Genomic DNA, 26764 nt, shown 5'->3' on the forward strand with positions numbered 1-26764 from the left:
TTCCCATAATGGCTAAACTCTTTTTATTTGGTATTGGCGGCACGGGCTCCCGCGTCATTCGCTCGCTCACCATGCTGCTGGCCGCGGGCGTAGAATTGCCCAACTGCGACCGGGTAGTACCCATCATCATCGACCCCGACGCCCACAATGGCGACATGAATCGCACAGTGCAGCTGCTGCAGAGCTACCAGCAGATTTATAAGCGCCTTGGCCCCCGCGAAGAAGGCTTCTTCAAAACCGATATCAGTACGCTAAGCGGTATTTCGCAGGACGTGAACGGCTCGGTGAAGGATACCTTCATTTTCGATTTCGGCGGCATCAACCAGAGCTTCCGACAGTACCTGAGCTACGATGGTTTGTCGGTTGACTCCAAGGGCCTCGTGGATTTGCTCTTCACCCAAGACAACCTGGAAAGCCCCCTGACCATCGGCTTCCGCGGTTCTCCAAACGTGGGCAGTATCGTGCTGAACAAGCTGGTGGAAAGCCCCGAAATGCGGTTTTTTGCTGATAATTTCCAGGATGGTGACCGGGTTTTCTTTGTGTCGAGCATCTTCGGTGGTACGGGCGCGGCGGGTTTCCCACTGATGCTTAAGAACCTGAAGGACACCAACACGCGCCTCAGCAACGCCCGCTACCTCCGCGACGCGCCCACTGGCGCCGTAACGGTGATGCCCTACTTCGCTCTCCAGAGTGAAGACAATGCCGTCATCGACTCCAACAACTTCCTGACGAAAACCAAGGCGGCGCTTAGCTACTACGAGCACAACCTTCAGGGCCTCGACGCGCTGTACTACCTCGCCGACACCCCCGACACGCCCTACGAAAACCAGCCCGGCGGCACCCAGCAGAAGAACAAAGCGCACGTAATTGAGCTGCTGGCGGCCCTGAGCATCGTGGACTTCATGCGCTACTCGCCCGCTGAGCTGCGCACCGGTGGCCCGCATTTCCACGAGTATGGCCTACAGGCCGACGCGCCGGAAATTCAGTTCAGCCATCTGCCCGAGGAGTCGCGTGAAATCATTGCCAAGCAGCTCACACAGTTCCTGTACTTCACGCGCTACCACAAGCAGCACCTGCCCACCGACAAAGCGCCGTACGCCGACAACCTGAAGCTGGACTACGCCATGCGCAACGAGCCCATCTTCCGGGAGTTGAACACCTTCCTGCATAGCCCCGACTCCGGCGTGGATCAGTGGCTGCAGGAACTGGCTCAGAACCGTCGTTCTTTCCGTCCCTTCGACCTGCAGACCGACGACTTCAATGCCATGATTCTCGGCAAGCCCGTCGAAAAGAAGTGGAACGACTTCTTCAACAAAGGCCTCAGCCACAACTACCTCCTCGACAACCTCAACAAAACCGAGAAGTCCATCCAGGAGCCCGACAACTTCCGCAAGATGCTGGAGCTGTTCTATGATGTGACGGACAAGGCGTTTGAGGAGAAGGTGAAGGTGGTCTAGGTAGAGGATAAGAACGAAAAATCCCCTCCTCAGCTGAGGAGGGGACGCTCAGCCGCAAGGCTGAACTGGGGTGTTTGGCCCCGTTGCTGATGTTATTTAGCCTGAACGATTAATTAGGAACGTCATGTCGAGCTTGTCGAGACATCTCGCTCGAATCGTTGCACTGGCCTAGCAACATCAGCACGCGAGATGTCTCGACAAGCTCGACATGACGGCCTGAGAAGAACGCCCTAGGCCAGTCAACCACCCATAACCCCTCCCTTTCAAGCAGGGGAACTAGTACTAGCTTTCTAGAATAGATTTCAGCAGCACATGGCCAAAGTCCTTCGCTTACATAATAATGGCTCCCAGCAGGTTCAAGGCTGGCAGAAAACGGCGCCGGTAACGAGCACCGAAATCAATACCGTTACGGACCCGGCCGGGGGCAAGTCCCGCAACTTGGCCGTGAGCATCCCGACGCCCTTTGCGCGAATGCACCTGTTTGAAACGGCGTTCGACTTCCTGGCCCGCGAAGGGCAGCGCAACCCCGGCTCGGTGTACCACGAGCTGACGACCCACTTCTGGGACTTGCTGGAGTTGCTTTATAACTACCATCTCTACACCCAGGCTGGCCGCAAAATCACGCTGCGCCGCTGGAATGCGGAGGCCGAAATCCGCCGGATGCGGCAGGACGAAGGCACGCGCCTGCTGGGCGAAACTTTGCAGCTGTACATGCAGGATGAGCGTTTCCGCGACTTTACTGATATGTATCTGGTGTATTATGAGTCGCCGGAATTGGCGGGTGGTACGCGCCTACTAGGGGGGACTTCGCCGCTAACTATCCTGTTCACCGGTCCGGCCGTGACGCCTTTAGACTTAGAGCGCCCGCAGGCTCGTGGCCACTACTTCGATAAGCAAACTGTGCTGCTCGAAGACCGTGACCCGCAGTTCCGCGAGTTTGTGTACGAGCTGTTCCTGGCCTACCCGCAGCTGCAGCGCCGCGAGTTTGCTGGCAGCGTGTACGCCGGCCTCGACCGCTCGAAAATCAATCAGCTCCAGATGCAGGGCGACCGGAGCGCGCAGCAGTTTGCCACCCGCTACCCGGCTCTAACTGATGTACAGGGTAACTTGGTAAGCGTAAAAGGCGTGCCGCTGCCCGGTCGCGCCGATCAGTCGGCCGTAACCAGCTCCGACCTGTTCATTCAGCCCACGCGGGAAGCCATTTCGGGTCGGCCTAGGCCCCTGGTGCTGCGCCCCAACCTGACGATGCCCGGCGCCAACTACCTCAACGGTCAGCCCTGGGACGACCGCACGCCGGTTCCTTACTATGATGAGGTAGCGCTGGAAAGCCGCGTGCTGCCTGGCAAAGGCTTCAAGTACCCATACCTCACGGTAGGTGACTTGCTGGAAGACTCTCTTGTGGAGCTGCCCTACGAGCTGAACACCCAGCGTTTCCACACCGGCAAAGTCACGTTTCAGTACGGTGCCGATGGGCAAGGCCGGGCGCGCTTCCCGTATCTGCTGCCGCTGAAACAGGCGTTCTTCGAATACTTCACCGAGAACGAATTAGCCGAATTGCTCACCTTCACCATCGACCTCAGCCACGTGCGCGTGCAATTGCGGGTGCCGGTGCAGGCCGGTCGCTTCATTACGTTCGAGCGCAGCTATTACACCAATCCACAGAACCCGAAGGATGCCCAAGGGCGAGAGATTCTGGAGAAAGGTCGCATTGTGAAGGCTACCGTAGGCGTGGGCGTATTCCCGTTCTACAAGGTGCGCTACCAGCCCGAGTACAACGACCTCTACAAGGTAATGCTGGTGGACGCTGACAACTCGCCCACCATGCTCAGCCGCCGCTACGACCTGCAGTTCTTCGTGAACGGGGAGCGAATTACGGACCAGGGCGCTGCCCGTCGCGCCACTCGCTACGAGCGCACCCAGAAGAGCATGGCTACTGCGGGTAGTACCTACTATGAGATTACCGGCACCCACTTCGACCTAGTGGAGCTTACCTGCCCGCCCGCTACCATTGGCGCCGAGCCGGCCCGCGGCCTGTTTGTGCCCCGTTGGCGCGAGCTAGACCGGGGTACCCGCCGCTTCACGTTTGCGGTGGACTTTGGTACCACCAACACCCACATTGCCTATGCCGATTCGCCCACCGCGCACCCGCGCCCACTGACCATTGGCGAGGCCGATGTGCAGGTGGAATGGTTGCATGCTCCGGTGGCCGATGCAGGCCTGTCGGCCGCGCAGCGCTACCGCACCGGCGCCGGCCAAATCTGGACCTATATTGCTACCCTGCAGAACCGCGAGTTTGTGCCTTCGTTCCTGGGTGAAGGTGGCTCGGTGTATGAGTTTCCAATTCGGACGGCCGTTTGCGAAACCACATCGTTTGCCAACGAGCCCGCTAAGGTGCTCAGCAACATCAACATCGGCTTCAGCATCAACACCGAAAATGCTTCGGAGCTACCCCAGAACCGCTTCATCACCAACCTGAAGTGGTCGGCGGAGCTGGACCCGCAGGGCGTGTCGCGCATTGAGGCTTTCTTCAAAGAAATTCTGTTGCTGTTGCGCCATAAAGCGGCGTTACACGGCGGTATTCTGGAAGATACCCGTGTAGTATGGTTTGCGCCCCTGAGCTTTGATGGCTTCCTGCGCAACCAGTTCCAGCAGGTCTGGGACGAGTCGTTCCAGCAGGTGTTCAAGGCCAAGCGCCCCACCATTTGCCTCACCGAATCGGTAGCGCCGTATTACTACCTCACCGCTACAAACCAAGTAGTGCCCAACCGCGACGAAAACGTGGTGAACATCGACATCGGTGGCGGTACTACCGACTTGCTGCTCTTCGCTGACCAGAAACCAGCCTACAGCACCTCGTTTCGCTTTGCCGGCGACGACCTGTGGGGCGACGGTTATGCCCGCGTGCAGGGTGCACCCAAGCAAAATGGTTTGCTCCGCCTAGGCGTAGGCCACGTAGAAAGCCTGCCTGACTCTGAACAAAACCAGGAGTATAAAGGCTACCTGCGCGCCGCACTCAGCAACACCGATTTCGGCTCTGCCGACGTGACCAGCTTGTTGTTTAAGTACGACGATGCGCTGCGCTTTACCCAGGCGCTAGGCCTAGGAAAAGGCCGACAACTGCGGGTGCTGTTCTACCTGCACTACACCAGCATCATCTACCACACGGCACAGTTGGTGAAGCACCTCGGTCTGAAAACGCCGCGCTACCTCTGCTTCTCCGGTAAAGGCAGCCTCTACCTGCGTCTGTTAGCTGGTGGTAGCTCTCTGGTAGCCATTGAGAAGATTACGAAAGCCATCTTCCAGGCCGTAACTGGCACCGAGCCACCGCACAACTTCCGCGTTATTCTGGCCGACAACCCCAAAGAAGCTACCACCAACGGCGGCGTGCTCTTTGAGGAAAAGACCAACACATCAGACTACGACAGCATCAAGCCGGTGAAATACAGCGGCGCCGTAGAAGGCACCGAACTCAACCAGCAGCGCCTGAAACTGAACCAGGTTGATGCTACTCTGAAAGACACCGTGCTGGAAAACGTGCGCAACTACCTCACCCTCGTACTCGAAGGCGACGAAGTAGCGCCCTACCTGCGCGAAGTAGGTGTAGACGTAGACCGTCAGCGCGTGAAGGACATTCTGCAGCGTGAAATTGAGGACAGCCTGAGCCTAGGCCTGCACCAGTTCCAGCGCCAGCTTTCCTCCGACGAAACGCTGCCGGAAACCCTGTTCTTCCTGCCGCTGAAACAGGCCCTCTATAACCTGAGCCGCGAGCTGCAGTCGTAGAACACATCGAAGAGTCGTTGTCATGCTGCGCTTGTCGAAGCATCTCTACTGGAGCTACTTAGTAAGCTAGTACTGTAGTAGAGATGCTTCGACATTCGCAGTATGACAGCGACTTGTGGGTATAAAATAGTTAAGTACGTTTAGCCATTCTTGATCGGAACTGGATTTCAACGCTAGTTTCATTCCGCACTTCCTACCCGAACACCCTATGACTCTTTTCCGTCGCGCTGCTTCTTTGCTTGCTGGCCTACTGCTTCTGGCAGCGGGCGCTCGTGCCCAAACGCCGCTAGGCCAGCCTACGCTGGATGAGCAGAAGGTGCAAATTTGGTGTGCTACGGCTCGCTATGTCTATGATGATAACGGGCGCTCTAACCTGAAGAGTAAGCTAAACTGCGGAAGCTCGTTGAAGGCATTTGAAGCAAGCATTAAGGCGGATAGCCAGCGGGTATATTCGGCACTTTACCAGCCATTGGAGGGTAGGGGAGTAATGTACAAGGGACTGGGCTCCAATCCGTCGCGGCTGCAGAAGCTGACTACGGAAATTATTACTCGGCTGAAGTCTTCACCAGCTCGGAGGGCCAACCCAGCCCGGATGCAGCGCCTGGCCACGCTGGAGGCGGCTTTGAACAACTACGTGCAAAACGGTACGCCTATTGGTGAGCTGAGCAATACGGATCTAGCCACAGAGGTACCGGACACCACCGCCACTCCAGACCAAGAATTGGATACCTCTACTGGAGATGCAGGCTTAGCCGAAGCGGGGGTAGCCAGCACAGCCACACCCACCAGCACCGGCGTCGGCGAAAGCCTTATGAACAAGTTCTTTGCTCCTTTGGCCCTGATTTTATCTTTGCTGAGCTTAGTGCTGTATTATTTGATGCGTAAGAATATCGGCGCCTTCCAGAAGGAGCTGAGTGCCCGTATCGATAAACGTCGCGATGAGATACTAGCGCTTCAAAATGCGCCAGCTGGTAGCAGCGGTGCGAAGTCGTCGGGCTCTGCTTCAGCTGAGCGCCTGACGCCCGCCCAACAGCGGGAAGTGGAAAAGTTAGTGAATCAGCGAGTAGAAGAAGAAATCAAGAAGTTGCGTAGCCAATTCAAGGCTGCTTCAGCCGCCTCTTCAGGAGGAGCGCCAACTTCGGCAATGCCAGTCCAGCAGTCAGTAGCACCGGTTGCGGCAGTTACTACCCCTAGTGTTTCGTCGCAACCAGTAACACCCGTGGCGGCTCCTGTGGCTGACGTATATACGGCTCCTGCTCAACCAACGCACGTGCCGGTAGTAGCTCCCGTTATGCCTGCTAACCTGCAAACGGCTACGCCGCATGATGAGTTTGAGAACCTAGTGCCACCTGTACAACTGCCAACACCTGCGGCTCCAGCGGCTGCCATGCCCCAGACGCGCTACGTGAAAGTACCCGTAAATGGCGCTTTCAATGAGTATGACCTCAGTGATGAGCCGCAGCACGACAGTATTTATGAGATTCACCTGGATCCGCAGTGGCCGGAGTTGGCGACCTTCAGTGTAACCTCCAACTCTGCAGTGCATGCCTACGCCATTCAGAGCGCGCAATACTCCTTGCGGGAGGCTTGTAAGTATCAGCAGCCTAGTAGCCCTGTTACACGCATCGTGACGGAAGAAGAAGGTGTGTTGCGCAAAATGGCCGGAGCCTGGCAGATTGAACAAAAGGCATCTATTCGATTTGAGTAAATCAAAGTCTGAGAACTAGTTCCCCTCCTTGAAGGCAGAAGGGTTAGGAGTGGTTGATAAGCGAGAACAGTTTTTAGAAGCAACTCTAATGCATGTTCTAGGTCCGTCAATCACCGCTAACCCTTCTGCCTTTAAGGAGGGGAACTGGCTTTTAGCCTTAGCTTCGTGATGTTATGCTTGAAATTATACTTGAAGTGGCAGTGGTTGCCATCGTGGTCGGCCTCCAGATCCGGACGTTTTTGCGGACGCGCGCCCAAACGCACCGCTTAGGCCAGATGTACCCGATGCGGGAGCAGTTGCGAGTAGAATCGCGCCTAGTGCTGCCCGATGGTCGCGACCTGCCCGACTATGCCGCTGATGCGCCAGCCGACTCGTATGCGGCTACCCTCATCAAGTCGGAGCAAGCCTCGCCGGAGTTTGCGGAAATCCTGCTGGATACCAACGACTACCTGCGCCACAACAAAGGCGCTGCGGCCGACTTCAACATCCTGAAAGACATATCGGAACGGCGTAGTCAGGTGCTCGACAATGAGGTGCAGGCCAACGTCTCGACACCGCTGTACTTGGGTTTGCTAGGTACATTCCTGGGCGTGATTCTGGGCCTAGTAGGCATTGCCCGCAACGGCGTTTCGGATGACAACGCCCTCACACCTTTCCTGACCGGCGTGCTCATTGCCATGACGGGCTCCTTCGTGGGCCTGCTCCTGACGCTGCTCGGGAATGGGTTGCTACGCGAAGCCCGGGCCCGCCTCGATATGCTGCAGAACAATTACTACACGTTCCTGCAAGCGCGGTTGCTACCCATTCTGCACTCTGATATGGCCGGCAGCCTGAGCAATCTGAAGTCGGTACTTGATGCCTTTAACCAGCAGTTTGTGGGTCAGGTGGAGTTGTTCAACCCCCTGATGGACAAGGTAACCGAGAACATTCGGGTGCAGAGCGACTTTCTGGAGCGGCTGGATACCATTGGCTACGATAAAATGGCCGCCGCTAACATTGCTGTATTTGAGAAAGTACGCGAGTCGGCGGAGATGTTCGCGGCCTTTACGGGCTACCAGCAGAAACTGAATGATATGCTGGCCAACGGCTACCAGTCGGCGCAAAGCGTGAACAACATCCTGGACCGGCTGCGCGGGTTTGAAAAAGGCATCAATGACCTCGGCCAGTACATCGGAGGTAACAACAACTCGGTGCAGCTGATGCTTGATTTCTTCCAGAAGCACCAAGTGGAGCTGCGCAACCTGCGTGACCGGGCCGAGCAGCACATCGACCAAGCGGGCGTTTCTCTGGCGGATATCATGACCCAGCGCCAGGCCCAGAACGAGCGCCAAGCACAGCTAGCCTATGAGAAATGGCAGCAATACTTCGAGAAGCTTAACGCTGATAACGTCTTCGATAAGCTGCTGAAGCAACTGGAGCCTTTCCAGAACCTCAACGTGCAGCAAGCCGACCTCAGCCGCGACGTAACCGCTACCCAGCGCGAGTTGCTGCGCAAAGTAGAGCTAGACTCTCAGATTCAGGCCAAGCTGCTTTCGGAGCTGTCCAACCTGAATACGGTGCTAGTAAAAGCCACCTCCAAAAACCGTTTCCAGCGGTTTATGGACAAGCTATTCGGCGGCGTGCAGCCGCAGTAACCAAAATTTGTTTGTCATCCTGAGCGGAGCGAAGGACCTTATTACTTTAGAACGAAACCGTTCTGTAGATAGTCGTTTAGACGGAAAAGGTCCCTCGCTTCGCTCAGGATGGCAATTTTTGATGTAATCATACATGAACAACTCCACCTCCAACAACCGCCAAAACGACGACTTCTTCTGGCCCAGCTACGTGGACCTGATGACGTCCTTGTTTGTGGTGATGCTGGTGCTGTTTGTGTACAGTTTTAAGCTGTTTAAGGATAGGGAAGGAGAACTAAAGCAGGCCAACGGCGAGTTGAAAGTGAAAGCCGCTGAACTGGAGCAGATCAGTAAGATCCGGCGCTCCTTGCAGCAGCTGGAGGGCAAATACTTCCGCTACGACCCCGCCAACGAGCGGCACGAGTTGCTCGTGCCAGTGCAGTTCAAAGCCGGTCGCGACGAAATTCAGGAAGCCTATAAACCCGCTTTGCTGCAAGCAGGTCGTACGTTGCGCTCGGTGCTCAAAAACATCAAAACCGACCAGCCGGTGCGCTACCTCGTGATTGTGGAAGGCATGGCCGCGCGCTACCCCCAAGGCGACCCCCGTAACGCCCGCGAGGAGCAAATTACCTACCAACTTAGCTACCGCCGCGCCCTGAACCTGCTGAACCTCTGGAAGCAAAATGGCCTCAACTTCGGGCAGGACAAGGGGATTGAGCTCATTATTGGGGGTAGTGGCTTTTATGGTACCGGCCGCTACCAAGGCCGCCGCGAAGGCGACAACAAGCGCTTTCTCATTCAGGTGATTCCGAAGGTGGGCCGGATGCAGTAAGGCGATGCTGCCAGGGTACTTTGGCTTCCCTGAGGGGCTAGGCAGGAACTGCGCCTTATCTTCGGCCTTTTCCGCCCTACCCCTGATATGCATAAACTTGCTATTCCCGTACTAGCCTTAGCCACGCTAGCCGCTTGCCGATCTTCCCAAACCGACTCGCCAGCGGCCAGCACCCCCATTACTGCAACTAAAATCACTGCTTCTGTGCGCTACCCCGAAACCAAGAAAGGCGACCATAAAGACGATTACTTTGGCACTTCCGTCGCCGACCCGTACCGCTGGCTGGAGGACTTGGACTCACCGGAAACCAAAGCCTGGGTAGAAGCCGAAAATAAGGTCACGTTTGGCTACCTCGAGCAGATTCCCTTTCGGGATAAAATACGGGAGCGGCTCACAGAAATCTGGAATTACGAGCGGTTTGGTATTCCGCAGCCGGAAGGCAAGCACCTCTACTACAGCAAAAACGACGGCCTGCAAAATCAAGCGGTGCTGTACGTGCAATCGGGCAACGACCAAGCAAGCCAGCCCGATGTATTGCTCGACCCCAACAAGTTTTCCAAAGAAGGCACCACGGCTCTGGCCGGCACCTACTTCTCCAACGACCACCGCTACTTGGCTTACGCTACCTCCGGTGGCGGCTCCGACTGGCAGAAGATGCACGTGCTGGACTTGAACACCCGCAAGCCCCTAGTCGATGAGCTACAGTGGGTGAAGGTATCGGGGGCGGCGTGGTATAAGGATGGCTTTTTTTACAGTCGCTACGATGCGCCCAAGGCTGGCGAAAACCAACTTTCCGGCAAAAATGAGTACCACAAGGTGTATTACCACCAGCTTGGCAAGCCGCAAAGCGCCGATAAGCTAGTGTATGAGGACCGCAAAATGCCGTTGGGTTTCCGGATGGTAAGTACTACCGAAGACGAACGGTTTTTGGTGCTCTATCTCACGGATGGTAAAGCCGATGGCAACCGCCTTTCCGTGCGCGACCTAACCGACCCAAAGCAGGCCAACACGTTTACGCCCCTCATTAATAGCTACGAGTTCAATAACTCGGTAGTCGGCAACGTGGGCGGCCAACTGCTGGTGCACACCAACTACAAAGCGCCGCGCTACCGCGTTGTGCTCATCGACCCCAAAAAGCCGCAGGAAGCCAATTGGAAGGAAGTGCTGCCCCAAACCGAAAACAAGTTGGAGGGCGTGGAGCAGGTAGGCGGCCACTTAGTGGCTTCCTACTTGAAGGATGCCAGCAGCCTAGTAAAAGTGTACACCGAGAAGGGCAAGTTTAAGCACGATGTAGCCCTGCCGGCCATTGGTACCGCTGCCGGTTTTGGTGGCCGCCGAGATGCCAAAACGGTGTATTACGCCTTCACCTCCTTCACGTACCCCACCACCATCTATAGCTACGACCTAGCCTCGAATACTAGCACCGTGTTCCGGGCGCCGAAAGTAGATGTGCAGCCCAATGACTACGTGACCACGCAGGTGTTTTACACCAGCAAGGACGGCACCAAGGTGCCCATGTTCATCACGCACAAGAAAGGCCTAAAGCTGGATGGGCAGAACCCCACGTATCTGTATGCTTACGGTGGCTTCAATATCTCGCTCACGCCAGCCTTTAGTGTAGCCCGCATGCTGTGGCTGGAAAATGGTGGTATTCTGGCTGTTCCGAACCTGCGCGGCGGGGGCGAATACGGCGAGGAGTGGCACCAAGCCGGCATGACGCCGAACAAGCAGAATGTTTTCGACGACTTTATTGCCGCCGCCGACTACCTGAAAGTGCAGGGCTACACCAGCACCGAAAAGTTAGCCATTGCCGGCGGCTCGAACGGCGGCTTGCTGGTGGGCGCTACCATGACCCAGCGCCCCGACCTCTGCCAGGTGGCGCTGCCGGCGGTAGGCGTCATGGATATGTTACGCTATCAGAAGTTTACTATTGGTTGGAACTGGGCCCCCGAATACGGCACCTCCGATACGTATGAGCAGTTCCAGAACTTGTACCGCTTCTCGCCGTTGCACACCCTGAATCCCAGCACTAGCTACCCTGCTACCCTCATCACCACTGCCGACCACGACGACCGGGTGGTGCCGGCGCACTCCTTTAAGTTTGCCGCCGCGTTGCAAGCCGCCGATGCCGGTCCTCGCCCTCAACTCATTCGGGTAGATGTAAATGCGGGACACGGCGCGGGCAAAAGCACCAAGCTCCAGATTGAAGAGTGGGCCGATGTGTGGGCGTTTGCGTACCAGAATATGGGTGTGAATCCGTACCGTAAGTAAGTGGTTTAGTAAAAGGTACTAGGTGCCGTGTTACCTGAAACCCGCCGAAAAGGAAAGCCCCGTGGTGGCCGGCAGTAACTATCAACGGCCTACTGCTGACTGACAACTGATTTGCCGTATCTTCGCGGCCGCAACTCCCGTAATTGCTTCTGACTTTCTGATTGCTATATGAAAAAAATGCTCCTGTTCGGTCTGCTGGCCGGTTCGCTGCTGCTCTCTACTACCTCGTGCAGCAACCCCGATGTGAAGTCGGACGAAGATGTGGCTAGCCAGCCGCTGCCCCCCATTCCGGCTGCTCCTGACACTACTGGTGGCAAAACAGCCCCTGAAAACGCTGCTACTCGCGAAATCAACGCGGTAAACGCCACCGAGGACATCAAAAAGATGCAGCCTGTGATGTAGGCCCGGCCTACTCAGTACCAAAGAATGAGCAGTGGCCGATGCGCCGCTGCTCATTCTTTTTTAAGGGCCGATGCGCTACCTTACATCCCCGCTGTTTTTACATCCTTACCCATGAGTTTGACCATCCGCCGAGGCCGAGAGGCCGATTTGCCCCAGGTGCTAGCCCTCGTTCAGGAGCTGGCTGTGTACGAGCGTGCCCCGCATGAGGTAACCAACACCCTGGAAGACATGCAGCGCGACGGCTTCGGGCCAGAGCCTATTTTCAAGTTTTTCGTGGCCGAAGAGGAGGCTGAGGGCAAAATTCAGGGAATTGCACTGTATTACACGGCGTACTCCACCTGGAAGGGCCGGATGCTGTACCTCGAAGACCTGGTGGTAACGGAGGAGCTGCGTGGCAGCGGCATTGGCAAGCGCCTGTTTGATGCCGTAGTAGCAGAGGCCCGGCACACGGGCGCCCACCGCATGAAATGGCAGGTGCTGGAGTGGAACGAGCCCGCCATTGGCTTCTACAAAAAAATCGGGGCCACCCTCGACCCTGAGTGGCACAACGGCAACCTCTCCGAAGAGCAGCTACTAGCTTACGCCTGCGACCCAACCGTTGAGCGCATCGTGACCAGCAGTTAGCACCACGCTTCCTGTACTTTCACTACCCCTCTAAAAAGCGTAAGGCCCCATCTATCAGGATGAAGCCTTGCGCTTTTAACTTGTGTTAGGTGAGGTTAGTCTACCACTTCCAGCATGGTGCGGAAGGAAGCGTAACGGCCCCCGAAATGCTTTTCAATTTCTTCGCGCAGGGCCGGGGCAGCTAGCTGCTGATATTCTTCCAGTTGCTCCAGGCTGACGCAGTAGTACTGAGCCGCGTAGGTAACGCCGTTATCCTCCTCGTTCAGCATGCGGCAAAGCTGGCTTTTGAGAAAGAAGCCGGTGGCCATGACGTCGGGCATGTGGATGTCGCGCATGTACTCCACCCACTGGTCAGCAATTTCCGGATCAAGGCTGGTCGTGACGTTGTAGAGAATCATATAATTGGGTCGTGAGGTCGAAAGCGAAGAGTACTTCTGAGTTGGCAGAATACTACAACGCAAAAGTCGGCCAAAAAATCCAAGCTCCTAGCGCTTTCCTAGGTACTGTTGCGCTTCAGACCCGCATATGATCGAAGTGAAAGTCGGTGATACGCGCCTGAATGTCTTTGGAAGAGAGTTTTTCGCGGATGGCGACTTGCACGAGTTCCGGCAGCTCCGCATCGCCAGCAAAGCGCAGGGCTAGTATCTGGCTGAGCGTGAGCTGGTCTTCAAGCGGCCGCAAACTCTGGCCCGTAATTTCAAAGTAGCGCTGGCGCACTTCCAACCGTAGCAGGCGGTCCTGGAGCGTGAGGGCGTAGTGCTGACGCATCATCACCAAAGCCCCGAGCCCTACCACGGCCAGCAGCATCACGGTAAACCACAGCCGTGAAATCTCCGAGTCGTTGCCGGCCACCGCTATATAGCGCCGGATACTATACAAGGCGAGCACCAAGGCCGCCGGTACCAGAACGAAATGGTGCCAGGGATAAAGCATCGGAGTATTTTTGGTAGGCTTTGCCGACATACAGGGGGTAGTAAAGGAGGTAAGGAAGGAATGGTGAGGTGCTGATACGAAAAACTCCGACCAGAAGCCGGAGTTTACATACTACATCAAATAAGCGCAGAGAAGTACAGCTACATCTTGGAGGCTTTGCGGGCTTCCTTGGCTTTGCGCTTTTCGGCGCGGGCCAGTTCATGCGCGGCTGATTCTTGACGGCGTGCTTCCTTAGCCACTGCTTGCTGGCGCTTAAGCTCTATTTTCTGCTCCTTCAGCTGGCGCTTTTGCTCGCGCATGGCGTTTTGCTGGTCGCGGAGCTGACCTTTGCTTTGATCAACGTTATTGCGCGTGGCGGCGGTTTCCTGCTTTTTATTGCCTAGTGCTGCTTTTGCCTCATCGGCACGTTGCTGCTGCATCTGGAGGCGTATCTGCGTCGAGTCAACGGTTTGCGCCTGTGTGGTATGCCAGCTGAAAAGAGCAGCGCACGTGACAAGGGTTAGAAACTTTTTCATGGGGAGGGTGGATTAATGTCCATCCTCTAGTACGTATTTTAGTAGGTAACGACTAATGTAATTGTTTGAAATTCTGAAAGTTAAACCTAAGGTGTTATTCCTCAACATAGTCGAGCTCTTTCCCAAAGCTTTCCGGCAGGGTAGTTACGGCCCAAAAAGCAATTAGCAACGACACCAGCCCCAATATCGCCGCGCTACCAATGATGCCAAAAGGCGCCCGCAGTGCCTGAAACAGCGGTACCAGCACCACCACGGAGCCCCGCGCAAAGTTGGGAGCCGTAGTAGCTACCGTGGCCCGCAGATTGGTGCCGAACTGTTCCGCCGCTACCGTCACGAACAAGGCCCAGAAGCCCACCGAAAGCCCCAATACAAAGCACACAGTATAAAACACAGTAGGCGAGGCGCCCTGCATCCCAAACAGATACACGGCTACCAGCACTCCACAAAACACCAGAAACAGTTGCAAGGCGCGGTTGCGGCTACGTAGCAATTGGCTAAGCGTGCCGCTGGCAAAATCGCCAAACACCAGCCCGAAATAGCACCAGAACACGGCCAGCCCCGCCGTAACGGGGCCCGTTATGCTGAGGGCTTTGCCAAACTCGGGGGCTAGCGTAATCAGGATGCCGACTACAAACCACAGGGGCACGCCAATCAGCAGGCACTTGGCGTAGCGCGAGAGCCTAGCGCGGTTGGTGAACAAGGCCAGAAAGTTGCCGCGCTCTACCTCGCTCTTTTTGGCCTGCTCAAACATACCCGACTCATATACCCCTACCCGTAACGCCAGCAACGCCAACCCTAGGCCGCCACCCACAAAATAGGCATTGCGCCAGCCCAGCGCTTCGCCCACCCAGTAGGCTAGCATGGCGCCCGATACGCCTACGGTGGCCACAATCATGGTGCCGTAGCCGCGCTTTTCCTTGGGCAGCGTTTCCGCGACCAGCGTAATACCCGCGCCCAGCTCACCAGCTAGGCCAATGCCGGCAATCAGCCGCAGCCAGGCGTATTGCTCAATCGTCTGGACAAAGCCGTTGGCCAGGTTGGCTAGTGAGTAAATCAGGATAGAGCCAAACAGCACCGACAGGCGTCCCCGCTTATCGCCCAGAATACCCCACAGAATACCGCCGAGCAGCATCCCGCCCATCTGCATATTGATGAGGTAGAGCCCTTCGTTGGTTACGGCCTCGGGGGCCGTAATGCCCAGGTCTTTCAGACTCTGCACCCGCACGATGCTGAACAGAATCAGGTCGTAGATGTCAACGAAGTAGCCCAAGGCGGCTACCACTACAATGGCACTAAGCAGCCCGGTGGTGCGGGTGGTAGGAGAGGAGGGAGTAACAGTTTGCATGCGGTGGAAATTGGGAACTGCAGATTACGCAATTTCCGGCACTGGATGGAATACTCATTGACTATACCAGTACAGCAGACCTAGTGGGAGCTACGCGACCTCCTCGTTGCAGCAGCCGTGGGCGCCCATCAACGGCAGATCATCTTCCAGCTGAATGGTGCAGTGGCTGATGTTGAACTCGTGTAGTAAATCGTGCTGTAGCTCGCGCAGAAACACATTGCCGTTCTGGCCGCCGGGCCGCACTACATGCGCTGTGAGAGCAGTATCCTGGGTGCCCAGGGGCCAGATGTGCAGATCATGAATGCTCGTTACGCCCGGCCGAGCCAGCAGGAAACGACGCACGGCACCCACCTCGATGGATGCGGGGGCCGCGTGCAGGCTAAGCTGCGCTGTTTCGCGCAGCAAGCTCCAGGAACCCACACCTACCACGCCCAAAATGATAAAGCTGATGATGGGGTCTATCCAGGTCCAGCCCGTGAAGTACACCGCCGCACCACCCACTACTACCCCCACCGACACGAGCATATCCGTGAGCATGTGCAGGTAGGCGCCGCGCACGTTTACATCGCCCTTCTGCCCATGCCGAAACAGCCAGGCCGTGAAGCCATTAATGAGTACTCCCAGTCCGGCCAGCGCCATAACTACTAGGCTATTTACCGGCTCGGGGTGGCGCAAGTGGTCAATGGTATCCCAAAGGATAAAGCCCAGCGCCAAATACAGCAGCGCCGCATTCAGCAAGGCTGCCTGAATAGTAGCGCCTTTATAGCCATAGGTGTAGCGCTCTGAAGCCGGGCGCCGGGCTAGTAGCGTAGCGCCCCAAGCTAGCGCCAGGCTCAACACATCGGAAAGGTTGTGGCCCGCATCGGAAAGCAACGCCGAGGAGTTAGCCCACAACCCGCCCGCTGCCTCGCCGGCCACAAACAACAGGTTCAGCCCAATACCCCAGGCAAACGCCGGCCCGAAGTTGCCGTCGGCGGGCGGGCCATGATGATGGGCGTGGTCGTGAGAGTGGTGGTGGGCCATAGCTCAAAAAAGGGGTTGGAGCTGATACGTACCCTAGTAAACCACAGTCATCCGGAGAAGGGTTTCAGGTAGCACAGGGGCTAGGAAGCGAGAAGTTACTTAAAACTCAACGGCACTACCAGCTTCACGCTCATGGTACGGCCCATATTGAACACGCCGGTGCGTCCCGTGGCGTAGTTTACGGCCGTGTACTTCAGGCGACTCAAATGATTCTGATAGCCCACATCAAACAGGTTGTTGGCCGCCAAATACACCGAAAACAGCGTCCGGTCTTTAGCCGTCACTACATCCGTGCCCAACCCCACATTAAACAGTGTGTAGCTCGGAGTAGGCGTTTCGGTGTCGTAGGCGGAGAAGATGCGGTTTTGGGCGAAGTTGTGCTCCATGGTAGCCCTAGCAAACAAGTTGTGCAGCCGCGACGCACCCACCTTCCGGAAGTTTACGCGCAGCTCCGACTGTAGCCGGTCGGCGGGAATAAACGGCAGGTTTTTCTGGCCTTCGGGCTGATCGAATTCCAGGGCGCGCACCATCGAGAAGGAGTTTTCGAAGTGCAGCCAGTCCAGGGGGTGCGGATGGATATCCACACTGACCTCACCGCCGGCCAGGCGCGCATCGCCCTGCCCGTAGCGGAATACCCGGTCGCCATCTGCCGATAGTGAGTCGGAGCCATTGGCGGCGGCAATGCGCCTCGGGAAGATGTAGTTGCTGATGCGGTTACGGAACACGTCGGCTGATACGCTTAGGTGGTCCGACGTGAAGTTGATGCCCCCGTCGAGCTGGAAGCTGGTTTCAGCTTTCAGATTCGGCTCGCCCAGCTCGTAGCGGGTAGTGCCTTCGTGCACGCCGTTGGAGCCCAGCTCCGCAATGTTAGGGGCCCGGAAACCGCGGGCGGCGTTGGCTTTCAGCAGCCACATCTCGCCCAGGCTATAGGAGCCGCCCACGCTGCCGCTCACGTTGCGAAACGTGCTCCGGAAGCCCGGAAATTTCTCTTCGCCCAGGCCATTGGGAACGGGTTGCTCGTCTTCATTTAGCCACAAGGCATCGGCAGTAATGCGGCGCAGGTCGTAGCGCAGGCCGCCGCTCAGGTCGAGGTTGCCGAAGCTCTTTTTCGTGACGGCAAACAGGCCGCCATCCAACAGCCGGTAAGCCGGAATCAGGAACTCGACGCCCTTGTTCTGGTTTTCCTGCTGCATCCCGCTTACCCCCAGCGTGGTGTTCCAGCCCTGTACTTCCGGCAGAAACCAGCGCAATGCATAATCCACGGTACGGAGCTGGAAAAACAGGGACTTCTCGTAATAGTCAGCGGGGTTGCCAAACTCGCGGCGCAAATTCTGCTGCCAACCCACATTAAGCGTCAGGCGGTGCTGCCCCAGAATGAAGTTATTATCGGTGCCGATGCGCAAGTGGTTGATCTGCTGGCGCGGTACATCGAGGCCGTAGCCCGAGAAGCCGCGGCCCATCACCACTTCCTCTTCGCCTAGGCTGTTGGTTTTCAGAAACCGCCCCGACAGCGAATCCCGCTCGCCTTCAATCAGCCCCAAAATCTGGTTGAAGCTGCTGACGGTGAGGTGTGAGTAGCCCCAGCTTTTGTTGAAGCCCACGTAGCCGCTGCCGTTCAGCTCCCGGAACCCCGAGTTGTACACGCGGCCATCGTAGCGGTTGCGGTAGTCGGCAGCTACTTTGCCCGAGCCGCGCACCTGCCAGTTGAAGCCGTTGAGGTTGCCCGCGTTCCAAAGCGAGTAGCCCTGCTGGTAGTTGTTGGTTTGATAGTTAGCCGTGACGGAACCCAGAATGCGGCCATCGTCAACGGGGTCGGGCGCCAGGAAATTGATGACGCCAGCTAGCCCATCGGAGCCATATAACAAGGAGCCCGGGCCTTTAATGATTTCAGCCCTATCGATGCTGTACTCGTCGATTTCGATGCCGTGCTCATCGCCCCACTGCTGGCCTTCCTGCTTGGCGCCATTGTTCAGGGTGATAACGCGGTTGGAGCTCAGGCCCCTGATAACCGGCTTGCTGATGGCGGCTCCGGTGGTAATCTGGTTGAGGCCGGGCGTGTGCGCAATGGCATCTACGGCATTGGTGGCGGAGGTCTGGCGCAGACGCGTCTGGTCTACTACGTTAGTAGGAACCGGCGAGCGGCGCATCTCGGTGCTGGCCGAAACGCCCGTGACAATTACCTGCCCGATTTCCGTTTCGGCGGGCGTGAGAGCTACCGCTAAGGGCTGGCCAGTGCTGGTGTCTACGGTGCGTACTACGGTGGTGTAGCCCACAAAGCGCACTTGCATCAGAAACCGGCCCCGCGGCAAATTGGCAAACCGGAAGGTGCCGTCGGCGGCAGTAGCGGTGGCCTGTTTCAGATCCGGAAAAACCACGGTGGCGCCGGGCAGTACTTCGCCGGTAGCCGCATCCGTAACTCGGCCCGTAACGGGCGGAGCTGCCGTGCGGGTAGTGCGTGCCGGAGGGTTTGACGCAGGAGCAGGGGTAGTGTTTTGGGCAAGAATACTCCCGGAAAGCAGTAGCAGGCCGGCAGTTAGTGGGAGTCGGGACATAGAAGTGCAAATTACACGAAGCCAATGAACGGAGCGCGCCCCGAAAAGGCTGCACAGCGGCTGCTACTAAAAAGAAAATGCCGACCACTGGCCGGCACCTTCCTGGAGTTTCTCCACAACCAAAACAGGAGAAAAGGTAATAGAGAGGCCGGTTGCAGCCAGCCTCTCTGCAGGTGAAAGACAAGCAGCGAAGTAGGAAACCAACCGTGCAGCGGCCGCACTAGGGCGCGCATAGTATATGGCTCCAAACTCCCTGCTTCCCCCCCGTTCACCTGAATGCGAAATGCCTAGCGCACTACCGTCGGGAAGCTTACTTCTACATCGGTGCTGCCGGGCGTAGCGGTGCCATTTTTGGAACCTGGCTGGTGGCGTAGCGTGACTTTAAGCGTGCCGGTGGCACCAGCAGCATTGGCGGCGCCTGTAACGGCTTGCGTCGTCAGCCCAACTTCCAGGTTGTTCTTGTCCTTGTCGGTGCGCGTGACGGTGAGGTTCACATTCGCGGGTTCGAAAAGGAAAAGGTGCTCATCGGCTTGCTCCTGAATTTCGGCGGTAATGTTCTCGGCCGGAGTTTTCGTTTCGTCGAGCAGCGTGAGGGCACCGGTATAGGTGGTGTTGGGGGCTAGTGTGAGGGTGCCAATGGTAGGTGCCGCGCCGCCGTCGCCGTCTATGTCGCGGTACTGCACCGTGATGGGAGTGCCGCCGCCCACTGGTGTGAGGGTGTAGTTTACCGTCGTAATCTGCTCGTTGTCTTCATCGGGGGTGGGCTCCTCTTTATCATCACTGCACGCAGCAGCCAAAAGGGTTGTAGAAGCCAAAAGGGCTAGCAGAAAGGGGCGGAAAGAAGGTTTGTTCATGAGGATTGGAAAAAGGAATGAAGAATTGAAAAGTCAGAGGAGGCTAGGGCCGGCGGGGGCTGAAGGTTAGCGGCACGCGCACGCGCAGGGTCACGTTGCGGCCCATTTCATCGGCGAAGTAGCGGTAGCGGTTGAGGTAGTCGCGGTAGCGGGTGTTGAGCAGGTTGGAGCCGGCCAGGCTTACTTCCAGCGGCAGGCGGCCCCAGTGCACGGTTGCGCCGGCTTCCAAGCCTAGCAGCACGTAGCCAGCCGGGGGCAAGGCGTAATCTTTGGCGGCGTAATCAGTGGGCACGCGGCGCTGGCGGGCAACGGCATAGGAGCCCAGCTGCACATAGCGCCCGGTTAGGCGGCTGGCCGCCCGCTCCGGCACCGCGTGCCGCACCGATAGCTCAGCCCGATCTGAAGGCATGAAAAACAGCCACTCGTTCTGCTGCGTATCGCGGCCGCGCAGCACCGAAGCTTTGCCGCTTAGCTCCCACTGTGGGCCCAACCGGTACGTGGCGCCCAGGTCAAGGCCACGCAAAGTGGCGTTGGTGCGCATGTACTGCCAGCTAACCAGCGTGCCCCGAATATTGATGACAGGCGGCAAAATAGGCTGCTGGTAGATGTAGCCGCTGATGGTGGTTTGGTAAATGGTGAGTTCCCCATTGAGCCGCGGATTGTCATGCCAGCTGGCGGTCAGGGCCGTGTGGTATGCTGTTTCGGGGCCCAATGCCGAGTTGCCGGGTACTAGGTCGTAGCCGAGCTCATACTGCGCATTATGCACCCCGTCGCTGAACCGTTCATTGGCTGCCGGTGCCCGTTGGGTAAGGCTGCCGGTGAGGTTTAGCGTGAGGTGAGGGGTAGCGTCATAAATGGCACCTAGGGAAGCAGCCGGGGTTATATAGGTGAACTGCCGGCGGTCCACGTAATACACGCCCAGCGTATCGCGGGTGCCGCGGCGGGTGCTGAGGGTGCGGTAATCGGCCCGCAAGCCAGCCTCCAGCTGCCACTTGCCATGCTGCCACCTTTCGATGGCAAAGGCACCGGCAATGGTGTTGTTATAGAACGGAATGAAGCCGCGGGTACCATCAGCGTAGCGGTTGAACTGATAGGTGCCTGCTAGCCCCACGCTGCCCGTGAAGTGCCCCAGCGGCTTATGCTCCCACACCAGCTCGCCGGTAGTGGTGCGGTTGGAGTAGCTCAGCGCCGGACGGTTGCGGGCGGCACGGTCGGCGTTGCGGGCACTGAATCGGTCGTATTCATCGCGGAAGTCGGTTTGCTGGCCCAGAGTGGCCGTCAGCTTTCCTATTGTGCCCGTGCGCACAAACCCCGTGACCTTCAGCAGGTCGTGGCTGATTTGCTGATACGCCCGGTTGATGTCGTAGCTGAAGTTGGACGTCTCTAGGGGCCTAGGGCGGGCAATAGCCGCGTACAAATCCGAGGGGCTTTCGGCATGGGCCGCCGGCAAAATGCCCAGCTTGGTATTGAACTGGCTATAGAATACCTCCAGGCCGTAATTCACCTTACGCCAGCCTACTGCCCCTGAGAAGTCATACTCCTCGAAGCCTGCATTCTGGAGATAGTAACCCGGCGCCCGCATCGTGCCGGCCCGTTTGGCCGTGCCCTGCACGCGCCAGCTGAGCGCCGGCAGGCTACGCAGGTTGCCCTCTACGGTGCCCGAGGCTGCCCCCAGGCCGTTGTTGCTCATGCCCACTAGGTTCAGCTCGGCCCCCGTTCCCACGGAGTCGCGCAAAGGTTTGGGCTGTACCAGCACTACCCCCCCAATGGCATCGGAACCGTAGCGCACGCTGGCTGCTCCTTTCACTACCGTGAGCTGAGAGGCTACAAACGGGTCGATTTCGGGGCCGTGTTCCTGGCCCCACTGCTGGCCTTCCTGCCGCACGCCGTTGTTGAGAATGGTTACGCGGTTAGAGTGCAACCCATGAATCATAGGCTTGAAGATGCTCGGACCCGTCTGGATGGCCGTTACGCCCGATATCTTTTGCAGTGCCTCTCCTAAGGCCTGGCCGCGGGTTTGCTGCAACGCCTGGCCGCTCAACGTCGCTGTGGCTTGCGGGTTGGTTGCCTCCACGTGTTGCCCTTCTACCACTGCGCCTTTCAGGGCAATGGCATTCGGGTGCAGCTGGAAGTCGCGCAGCACGGAATTGGCTACGCGCAGCTCTACCGTTTCGGAGGTGAAGCCCACAAAACTAACCTGCACATGGTAGAGGCCAGGGCAGAGGTCGAGGTGGTAATGGCCATCAGGCTCGGTTTGAGTGGCCTGCTGGGTTTCTAATATCACCACCGTAGCCCCAGCCAGCGCATCGCGGGACTCATGGTCCTGAATGCGGCCGCTTAGCAGCAGGGCACATCCCACCGGAGCCGACGACTGAGCTGCTAGCAACTGAGGCAACGCGCAAAATAGCGTCAGCCCCAGCCAGCGCCAGGTCGTGCGGCTCCGGCGAAGGCCCGGAGCACAGAAAAACATACGAAAGGAGGGAGGTCTGCCGAAAAAATCTAAACCAGCCGCTGTAGCCTACCTGTCGCCGGGGCAGGCAGCACCCCGGTACTCAACACCACATTATCTACAGCAAGGCGTAACTCCGCGCTAAAAGACAGCAGAAGCAGCTCCAGCGGATTGCACTAGGGTTAGCTCTGGGCAGGAGGGCCGCGCAAATCGGCCGTAACAATTGGTACTAGGTGCCATGTGCCCGTGAGGGCAGTAGCAGTTGGAATGGCAAAATGCCCGGTTGCTGGGGCTGCTACGGCTAGGGAAGGCGCTAACTCAAACGCCGATTTAAAAAACTGATCGGTGTCGCAGTGCTGGTGCTTAGCGGAAAGCAGCACCTTGCCCTTTGGCCAGCTGGTAGCCTGCGTGGGCTCTTCGGTCGTGTGCTCGTGTGCGTGCAAGGCCAGTACCCACGCGTCGGGCAGCAGCACCCGCACAAAGCACAGGAGCAGCACAAGGGCCAGACGGGAACGAAGAGTACGCATTTGCAACATTGTAGCAGACAGGGCAAATGTAATAGGAATTCTTAATTCCTTCTGCCTTCAGGTTCAAGGGAATGAAAAGCAGTCACACAATCATAACGCTTTACACACTTTAAGGCAATACCGCTTCCTGACCTTTGGGCATGTTAAATCAACAAACCACTCTTATGAAGAGTATTGCTGTAAAAATGTTGCGCCGACTAGCCAAAAAGCTCCGGCCAGAGCTCAAGAAAAATGCAGTGAACACTACAGAAGCGCTGTTTGTATGAGCGGTAGCGCCAAGCGGCCCTTCTCCTACAAGCCTCAACGCTTTGGCTACCGTGCTGGCTCTGTCGGCCAGCAAGCACTCCGCCGTTCCTCATCTGCTGAACCAACCCAACCAGTAATTCAGAATAAGCTCTTAGAGCCAGTTTATCGGGCGGCGGCCTAGCTAAAGCGCTGTTTTGTCGAGCAAAGAACCTGAACCAGCGAAACTCAACTGAAACCAGAAAGTAGTAAGGTACTTTCGTGGTAGTCAGCTGTATGCGGCGTGTTGTTTAGGATTTTTTCATGATTTATAAGTTCAGTTCCTTACTGGTTCAGGTAGAACCGGTTGGGCACCTGTTGCGCTGGCAATGGCGTGGCCCTGTTTCGTTTGTCGGATTTCAGGAAGCTTTTACACAGCTGATCAGATGCAGCGAGAAACACGGCATTACCCGGTGGCTCGCGGATACATCGCACATGCCCCCGGTGGGTATCGATGAGCAGGCCTGGCTTAGTGAAGTATGGCTGGCACAGTTTGCCTCGTTACGGGTACGCCACCTGGCCCTGATCCAGCCCGCCGGCCTGCATAACCAGTTAGTAGTGGAAAACTTGCTAGCCGATGGCTGTCGGCAAGTCCGGGCCGATGTGCAGTTTTTCTCAGATAGTGCGGGGGCGCTTGATTGGCTTTTGCCTTCTGCACTCGTCATCAGCGGCGTAGAGCAGGAGTGGCAACAGGCGCAAAGTAAACCCGGGAAACTATTGCCCAAAGCCTGTACGGCTGAGTAGAGGAGGGTGCCAAACCTACTTCCAAGGTGCTAGGCATCACTATTGGCTAAACTGCATAGCACCATACACTTCCCCAAATTGGGAATACAGGTATGTACAACGCTCTATCTACTGCTAGCCCAACAGGAGGCTGCTTTTAGTCTGTTAGAATAGGTAGTTGGCCGGTAGCTATGCTATGCTGGCCGAATTAGTATCCCAAGACAAAAGAGGGGCTCTATCATTGGTCAATACCTGCCAATTACTGGTAAGTGATATGCCAAGCGTTATGAAGGAGCCGCTAAATATGTCCGGAAAATCTCCCTGTTTCCAGATTTGGTACGAGCCACAGCACGGCCTGCTGCGGCTGCACTGGCAGGCGCTGTCCTCCTTTTACCAGATACAGCAATGCGTGCCAGATGTATTGGAGCGGCTGCAAAAAGAGCAGATTCAGGGGCTGCTGCTTGACCTAGACGGAATGCCGGATCTTTCGGCCATGGACCAGTACTGGCTGGAGGTGCGCTGCCTAGCGGGGCTCCCAAATTTGCCGTTGCAACACTTGGCGTTGGTGCTCACCTCGCATACCCAGCACCAAATGCTGTTGGAAGTCAGCCTACGTCAGCCCGCGTTTGAAATTCAGGTATTTGACGACGCTGACACGGCTCTCGATTGGTTGCGCAGTTCGGCCGCTTTGCAGGCCGCTGCCGGGGCCGCAGGGCTTTCAGCGAGTGTGGCGGCCTAGTAAGCGCGGGTACTGGCGCGCTGCCAAGATGACAGCCACAGCAGTTGTGGAACAAGGTTTGAAATTCCGGAACCGACGCACTTACCTAGCCCTAGGGCTGGCAAATAGTCCGGTTTCTGTTTTAACTCATCTTTTCTAACCTGCTATGCAAGAGAAAGGTAGCATCTCGATTCATACCGAGAATATCTTCCCCATCATCAAGAAGTTCTTGTACTCCGACCACGAAATCTTCCTGCGTGAGCTGGTAAGCAATGCCGTGGACGCTACCCAAAAGCTGAAAAGCCTGGGCCAGCTCGGTGAGTTTAAGGGCGAGTTGGGCGACCTGAAGGTGAAAGTGAGCGTGGATAAGGAAGCCCGCACCATCACCATTTCCGACCGCGGCCTCGGCATGACGGGCGAGGAAATCAAGAAGTACATCAACCAGATTGCTTTCTCCGGCGCCACCGAGTTTGTGGAGAAGTACAAGGAGAAGGATGCTGCTGCCAAAGACCAGATTATCGGTCAGTTTGGCCTGGGTTTCTACTCGGCGTTCATGGTAGCCAAGGAGGTAGAAATCTTCTCGAAAAGCTACAAAGAAGACACCGAAGGCGCTCACTGGGTATGCGACGGCAGCACCGAGTTCAGCCTCGAAACGACCGACAAAGCCGACCGTGGCACTGACATTGTGCTGCACGTAGCCGAAGACTCCGACGAGTTCTTGGAAGCAGCCCGCCTGAAAGGCATCCTGAACAAGTACTGCAAGTTTCTGCCGGTTGAAATTGAGTTTGAAGGCGAGGTTATCAACCAAACCGCGCCTATCTGGACGAAGCAACCTGCTGAGCTGACCGACGAAGACTACACCAAGTTCTATCAGGAACTGTATCCATTCTCGGAGCCGCCGCTGTTCTGGATTCATCTGAACGTGGACTACCCCTTCAACCTGACGGGTATCCTATACTTCCCGAAGGTGAAGGACGAGCTACAGTTCCAGCGCAACAAAATCCAGCTGTACTCGCGCCAGGTGTTCATCACCGACGAAGTGAAGGACGTGGTGCCCGAGTTCCTGATGCTGTTGCACGGCGTTATCGACTCGCCGGACATTCCGTTGAACGTGTCGCGCAGCTTCCTGCAAGCCGACGCCAACGTGCGCAAAATCAACACCTACATCACCAAGAAGGTGGCCGATAAGCTCGCGGAGCTGTACCGTAAAGACCGCACGGGCTTTGAAGAGAAGTGGTCGGATATCGGCTTGTTCGTGAAGTACGGCATGCTCTCCGACGAGAAGTTCTACGAGAAGGCCAAGGACTTTGCCCTAGTGCAGAACACGGCCAAGAAATACTTCACGCTGCCCGAATACCAAGAGTTCGTGCAGGCCAACCAGAAGGACAAGAACGAGCAGACCGTAGTACTGTACACTACTGACCCCGAGGCCCAGCACGCCTATGTGCAGGCGGCTACGGAGCGCGGCTACGACGTGCTGAAGCTGGACGCCGTACTGGATCCTCACTTCATTGGGCAGCTCGAGCAGAAGCTGGAAAAAACTACCTTCAAGCGGGTGGATGCTGATACCGTGGGCAAACTCATCGAGAAGGATGAAACCACGGAAAGCGTACTCAGCGACGATGATAAAACCAAGCTGCAGGATGTGTTTAAGCAGGCCATCAGCAACGAGCACATGCATGTGCAGGTAGAGGCCTTGTCGCCGCAGGATGCGCCGGTTATTATTACGCTGCCCGAGTTTATGCGCCGCATGAAGGACATGCAGCGCGTTGGTGGCGGCGGTGGCATGCAGATGTTCGGCTCCTTGCCTGACTCTTACACTGTGAGCGTGAATGCTAACCACCCAGTAGCTCAACGCGTGCTACAAGCAGAGGGGGAGGCTGGTTCCAAGCTGGCACGCCAGGCATTTGACTTAGCGCTACTAGCCCAAGGGATGCTGAAAGGCGAGGCCCTAACGGCCTTTGTGAAGCGCAGCGCCGATTTACTGGCTGCTGAGTAGTTTTAGAAAGTCTTAAGAGTACAAACAAGTATAAAACCCTGATGGCTTCGGCTGTCAGGGTTTTATGTTTTTGCAGACCTAGTGCGGCCAAGTACCTAGGCCTGGTTGCTTAGCAAAGCCTGCAGGGTGGGCACCAAATCCCTTTATATTTACGTTC

Annotated in this window: 20 protein-coding genes; 11 read left to right on the plus strand and 9 right to left on the minus strand. The window is 56.9% G+C overall.

What is annotated here, in order from left to right:
- Positions 1-8: 8 nt before the first annotated feature.
- The 8 genes from ACYVHC_RS16955 (at position 9) to ACYVHC_RS16990 (ending at position 12687) form a co-directional block, all read left to right on the plus strand.
- Positions 9-1457, plus strand: coding sequence for a hypothetical protein (locus ACYVHC_RS16955; RefSeq protein ID WP_460614978.1), 1449 nt, complete (start codon positions 9-11; stop codon positions 1455-1457).
- A 312-nt stretch (positions 1458-1769) separates the two neighbouring features.
- Positions 1770-5237 carry a hypothetical protein gene (locus tag ACYVHC_RS16960; protein ID WP_460614979.1) on the plus strand — a complete coding sequence of 1156 codons (3468 nt, stop codon included), beginning with the start codon at positions 1770-1772 and terminating at the stop codon, positions 5235-5237.
- Positions 5238-5445: 208 nt separating this feature from the next.
- Complete coding sequence (locus ACYVHC_RS16965; RefSeq protein ID WP_460614980.1) at positions 5446-6945, plus strand: hypothetical protein; 1500 nt, start codon at positions 5446-5448, stop codon at positions 6943-6945.
- A 173-nt stretch (positions 6946-7118) separates the two neighbouring features.
- Positions 7119-8579, plus strand: coding sequence for a hypothetical protein (locus ACYVHC_RS16970; RefSeq protein ID WP_460614981.1), 1461 nt, complete (start codon positions 7119-7121; stop codon positions 8577-8579).
- Between the two features lie 133 nt (positions 8580-8712).
- Entirely contained in the window at positions 8713-9390 is a 678-nt protein-coding gene (locus ACYVHC_RS16975; protein WP_460614982.1) for a hypothetical protein, read from the plus strand.
- Between the two features lie 87 nt (positions 9391-9477).
- A complete protein-coding gene (locus tag ACYVHC_RS16980; RefSeq protein WP_460614983.1) occupies positions 9478-11661 on the plus strand; it encodes a prolyl oligopeptidase family serine peptidase in 2184 nt (727 codons plus the stop codon).
- A gap of 168 nt (positions 11662-11829) precedes the next feature.
- The gene (locus tag ACYVHC_RS16985) at positions 11830-12063 is read left to right on the plus strand and encodes a hypothetical protein (protein WP_460614984.1); all 234 of its coding nucleotides are present in this window, start codon (positions 11830-11832) and stop codon (positions 12061-12063) included.
- Positions 12064-12174: 111 nt separating this feature from the next.
- On the plus strand, positions 12175-12687 hold the full coding sequence (locus tag ACYVHC_RS16990) for a GNAT family N-acetyltransferase (RefSeq protein WP_460614985.1): 513 nt from the start codon (positions 12175-12177) through the stop codon (positions 12685-12687).
- A 95-nt stretch (positions 12688-12782) separates the two neighbouring features.
- Here the strand turns inward: ACYVHC_RS16990 and ACYVHC_RS16995 are convergent, their stop codons facing one another.
- From ACYVHC_RS16995 to ACYVHC_RS17035, 9 genes are all read right to left on the minus strand, one after another.
- A complete protein-coding gene (locus ACYVHC_RS16995) occupies positions 12783-13085 on the minus strand; it encodes a DUF4286 family protein (protein ID WP_460614986.1) in 303 nt (100 codons plus the stop codon).
- Positions 13086-13200: 115 nt separating this feature from the next.
- Complete coding sequence (locus ACYVHC_RS17000; RefSeq protein WP_460614987.1) at positions 13201-13650, minus strand: DUF6526 family protein; 450 nt, start codon at positions 13648-13650, stop codon at positions 13201-13203.
- Between the two features lie 110 nt (positions 13651-13760).
- A complete protein-coding gene (locus ACYVHC_RS17005) occupies positions 13761-14135 on the minus strand; it encodes a hypothetical protein (RefSeq protein ID WP_460614988.1) in 375 nt (124 codons plus the stop codon).
- A 94-nt stretch (positions 14136-14229) separates the two neighbouring features.
- On the minus strand, positions 14230-15480 hold the full coding sequence (locus tag ACYVHC_RS17010; protein ID WP_460614989.1) for an MFS transporter: 1251 nt from the start codon (positions 15478-15480) through the stop codon (positions 14230-14232).
- Positions 15481-15570: 90 nt separating this feature from the next.
- Positions 15571-16503 carry a cation diffusion facilitator family transporter gene (locus tag ACYVHC_RS17015; protein ID WP_460614990.1) on the minus strand — a complete coding sequence of 311 codons (933 nt, stop codon included), beginning with the start codon at positions 16501-16503 and terminating at the stop codon, positions 15571-15573.
- A 95-nt stretch (positions 16504-16598) separates the two neighbouring features.
- On the minus strand, positions 16599-19055 hold the full coding sequence (locus tag ACYVHC_RS17020; RefSeq protein ID WP_460614991.1) for a TonB-dependent receptor: 2457 nt from the start codon (positions 19053-19055) through the stop codon (positions 16599-16601).
- A gap of 287 nt (positions 19056-19342) precedes the next feature.
- Entirely contained in the window at positions 19343-19909 is a 567-nt protein-coding gene (locus ACYVHC_RS17025) for a hypothetical protein (protein WP_460614992.1), read from the minus strand.
- 43 nt (positions 19910-19952) lie between these two features.
- Positions 19953-22379 (minus strand): TonB-dependent receptor, encoded by a 2427-nt coding sequence (locus ACYVHC_RS17030; RefSeq protein ID WP_460614993.1) that lies wholly within the window; start codon positions 22377-22379, stop codon positions 19953-19955.
- Positions 22380-22540: 161 nt separating this feature from the next.
- Positions 22541-22885, minus strand: a complete 345-nt coding sequence (locus tag ACYVHC_RS17035) for a hypothetical protein (protein ID WP_460614994.1) — start codon at positions 22883-22885, stop codon at positions 22541-22543.
- Positions 22886-23602: 717 nt separating this feature from the next.
- On the opposite strand from ACYVHC_RS17035, the gene ACYVHC_RS17040 reads away from it, so the two are divergent.
- The 3 genes from ACYVHC_RS17040 to htpG all read left to right on the plus strand — a co-directional run bounded on the left by ACYVHC_RS17040 (position 23603) and on the right by htpG (position 26607).
- Positions 23603-23911 (plus strand): hypothetical protein, encoded by a 309-nt coding sequence (locus tag ACYVHC_RS17040; RefSeq protein ID WP_460614995.1) that lies wholly within the window; start codon positions 23603-23605, stop codon positions 23909-23911.
- A 283-nt stretch (positions 23912-24194) separates the two neighbouring features.
- Positions 24195-24629, plus strand: coding sequence for an STAS/SEC14 domain-containing protein (locus ACYVHC_RS17045; RefSeq protein ID WP_460614996.1), 435 nt, complete (start codon positions 24195-24197; stop codon positions 24627-24629).
- Positions 24630-24774: 145 nt separating this feature from the next.
- Positions 24775-26607: a heat shock protein Hsp90 family protein gene (htpG, locus tag ACYVHC_RS17050; protein ID WP_460614997.1), complete on the plus strand. Its 1833-nt coding sequence runs from the start codon at positions 24775-24777 to the stop codon at positions 26605-26607.
- The last annotated feature ends 157 nt before the right edge of the window (positions 26608-26764 follow it).

This window comes from Hymenobacter seoulensis, assembly GCF_054780535.1.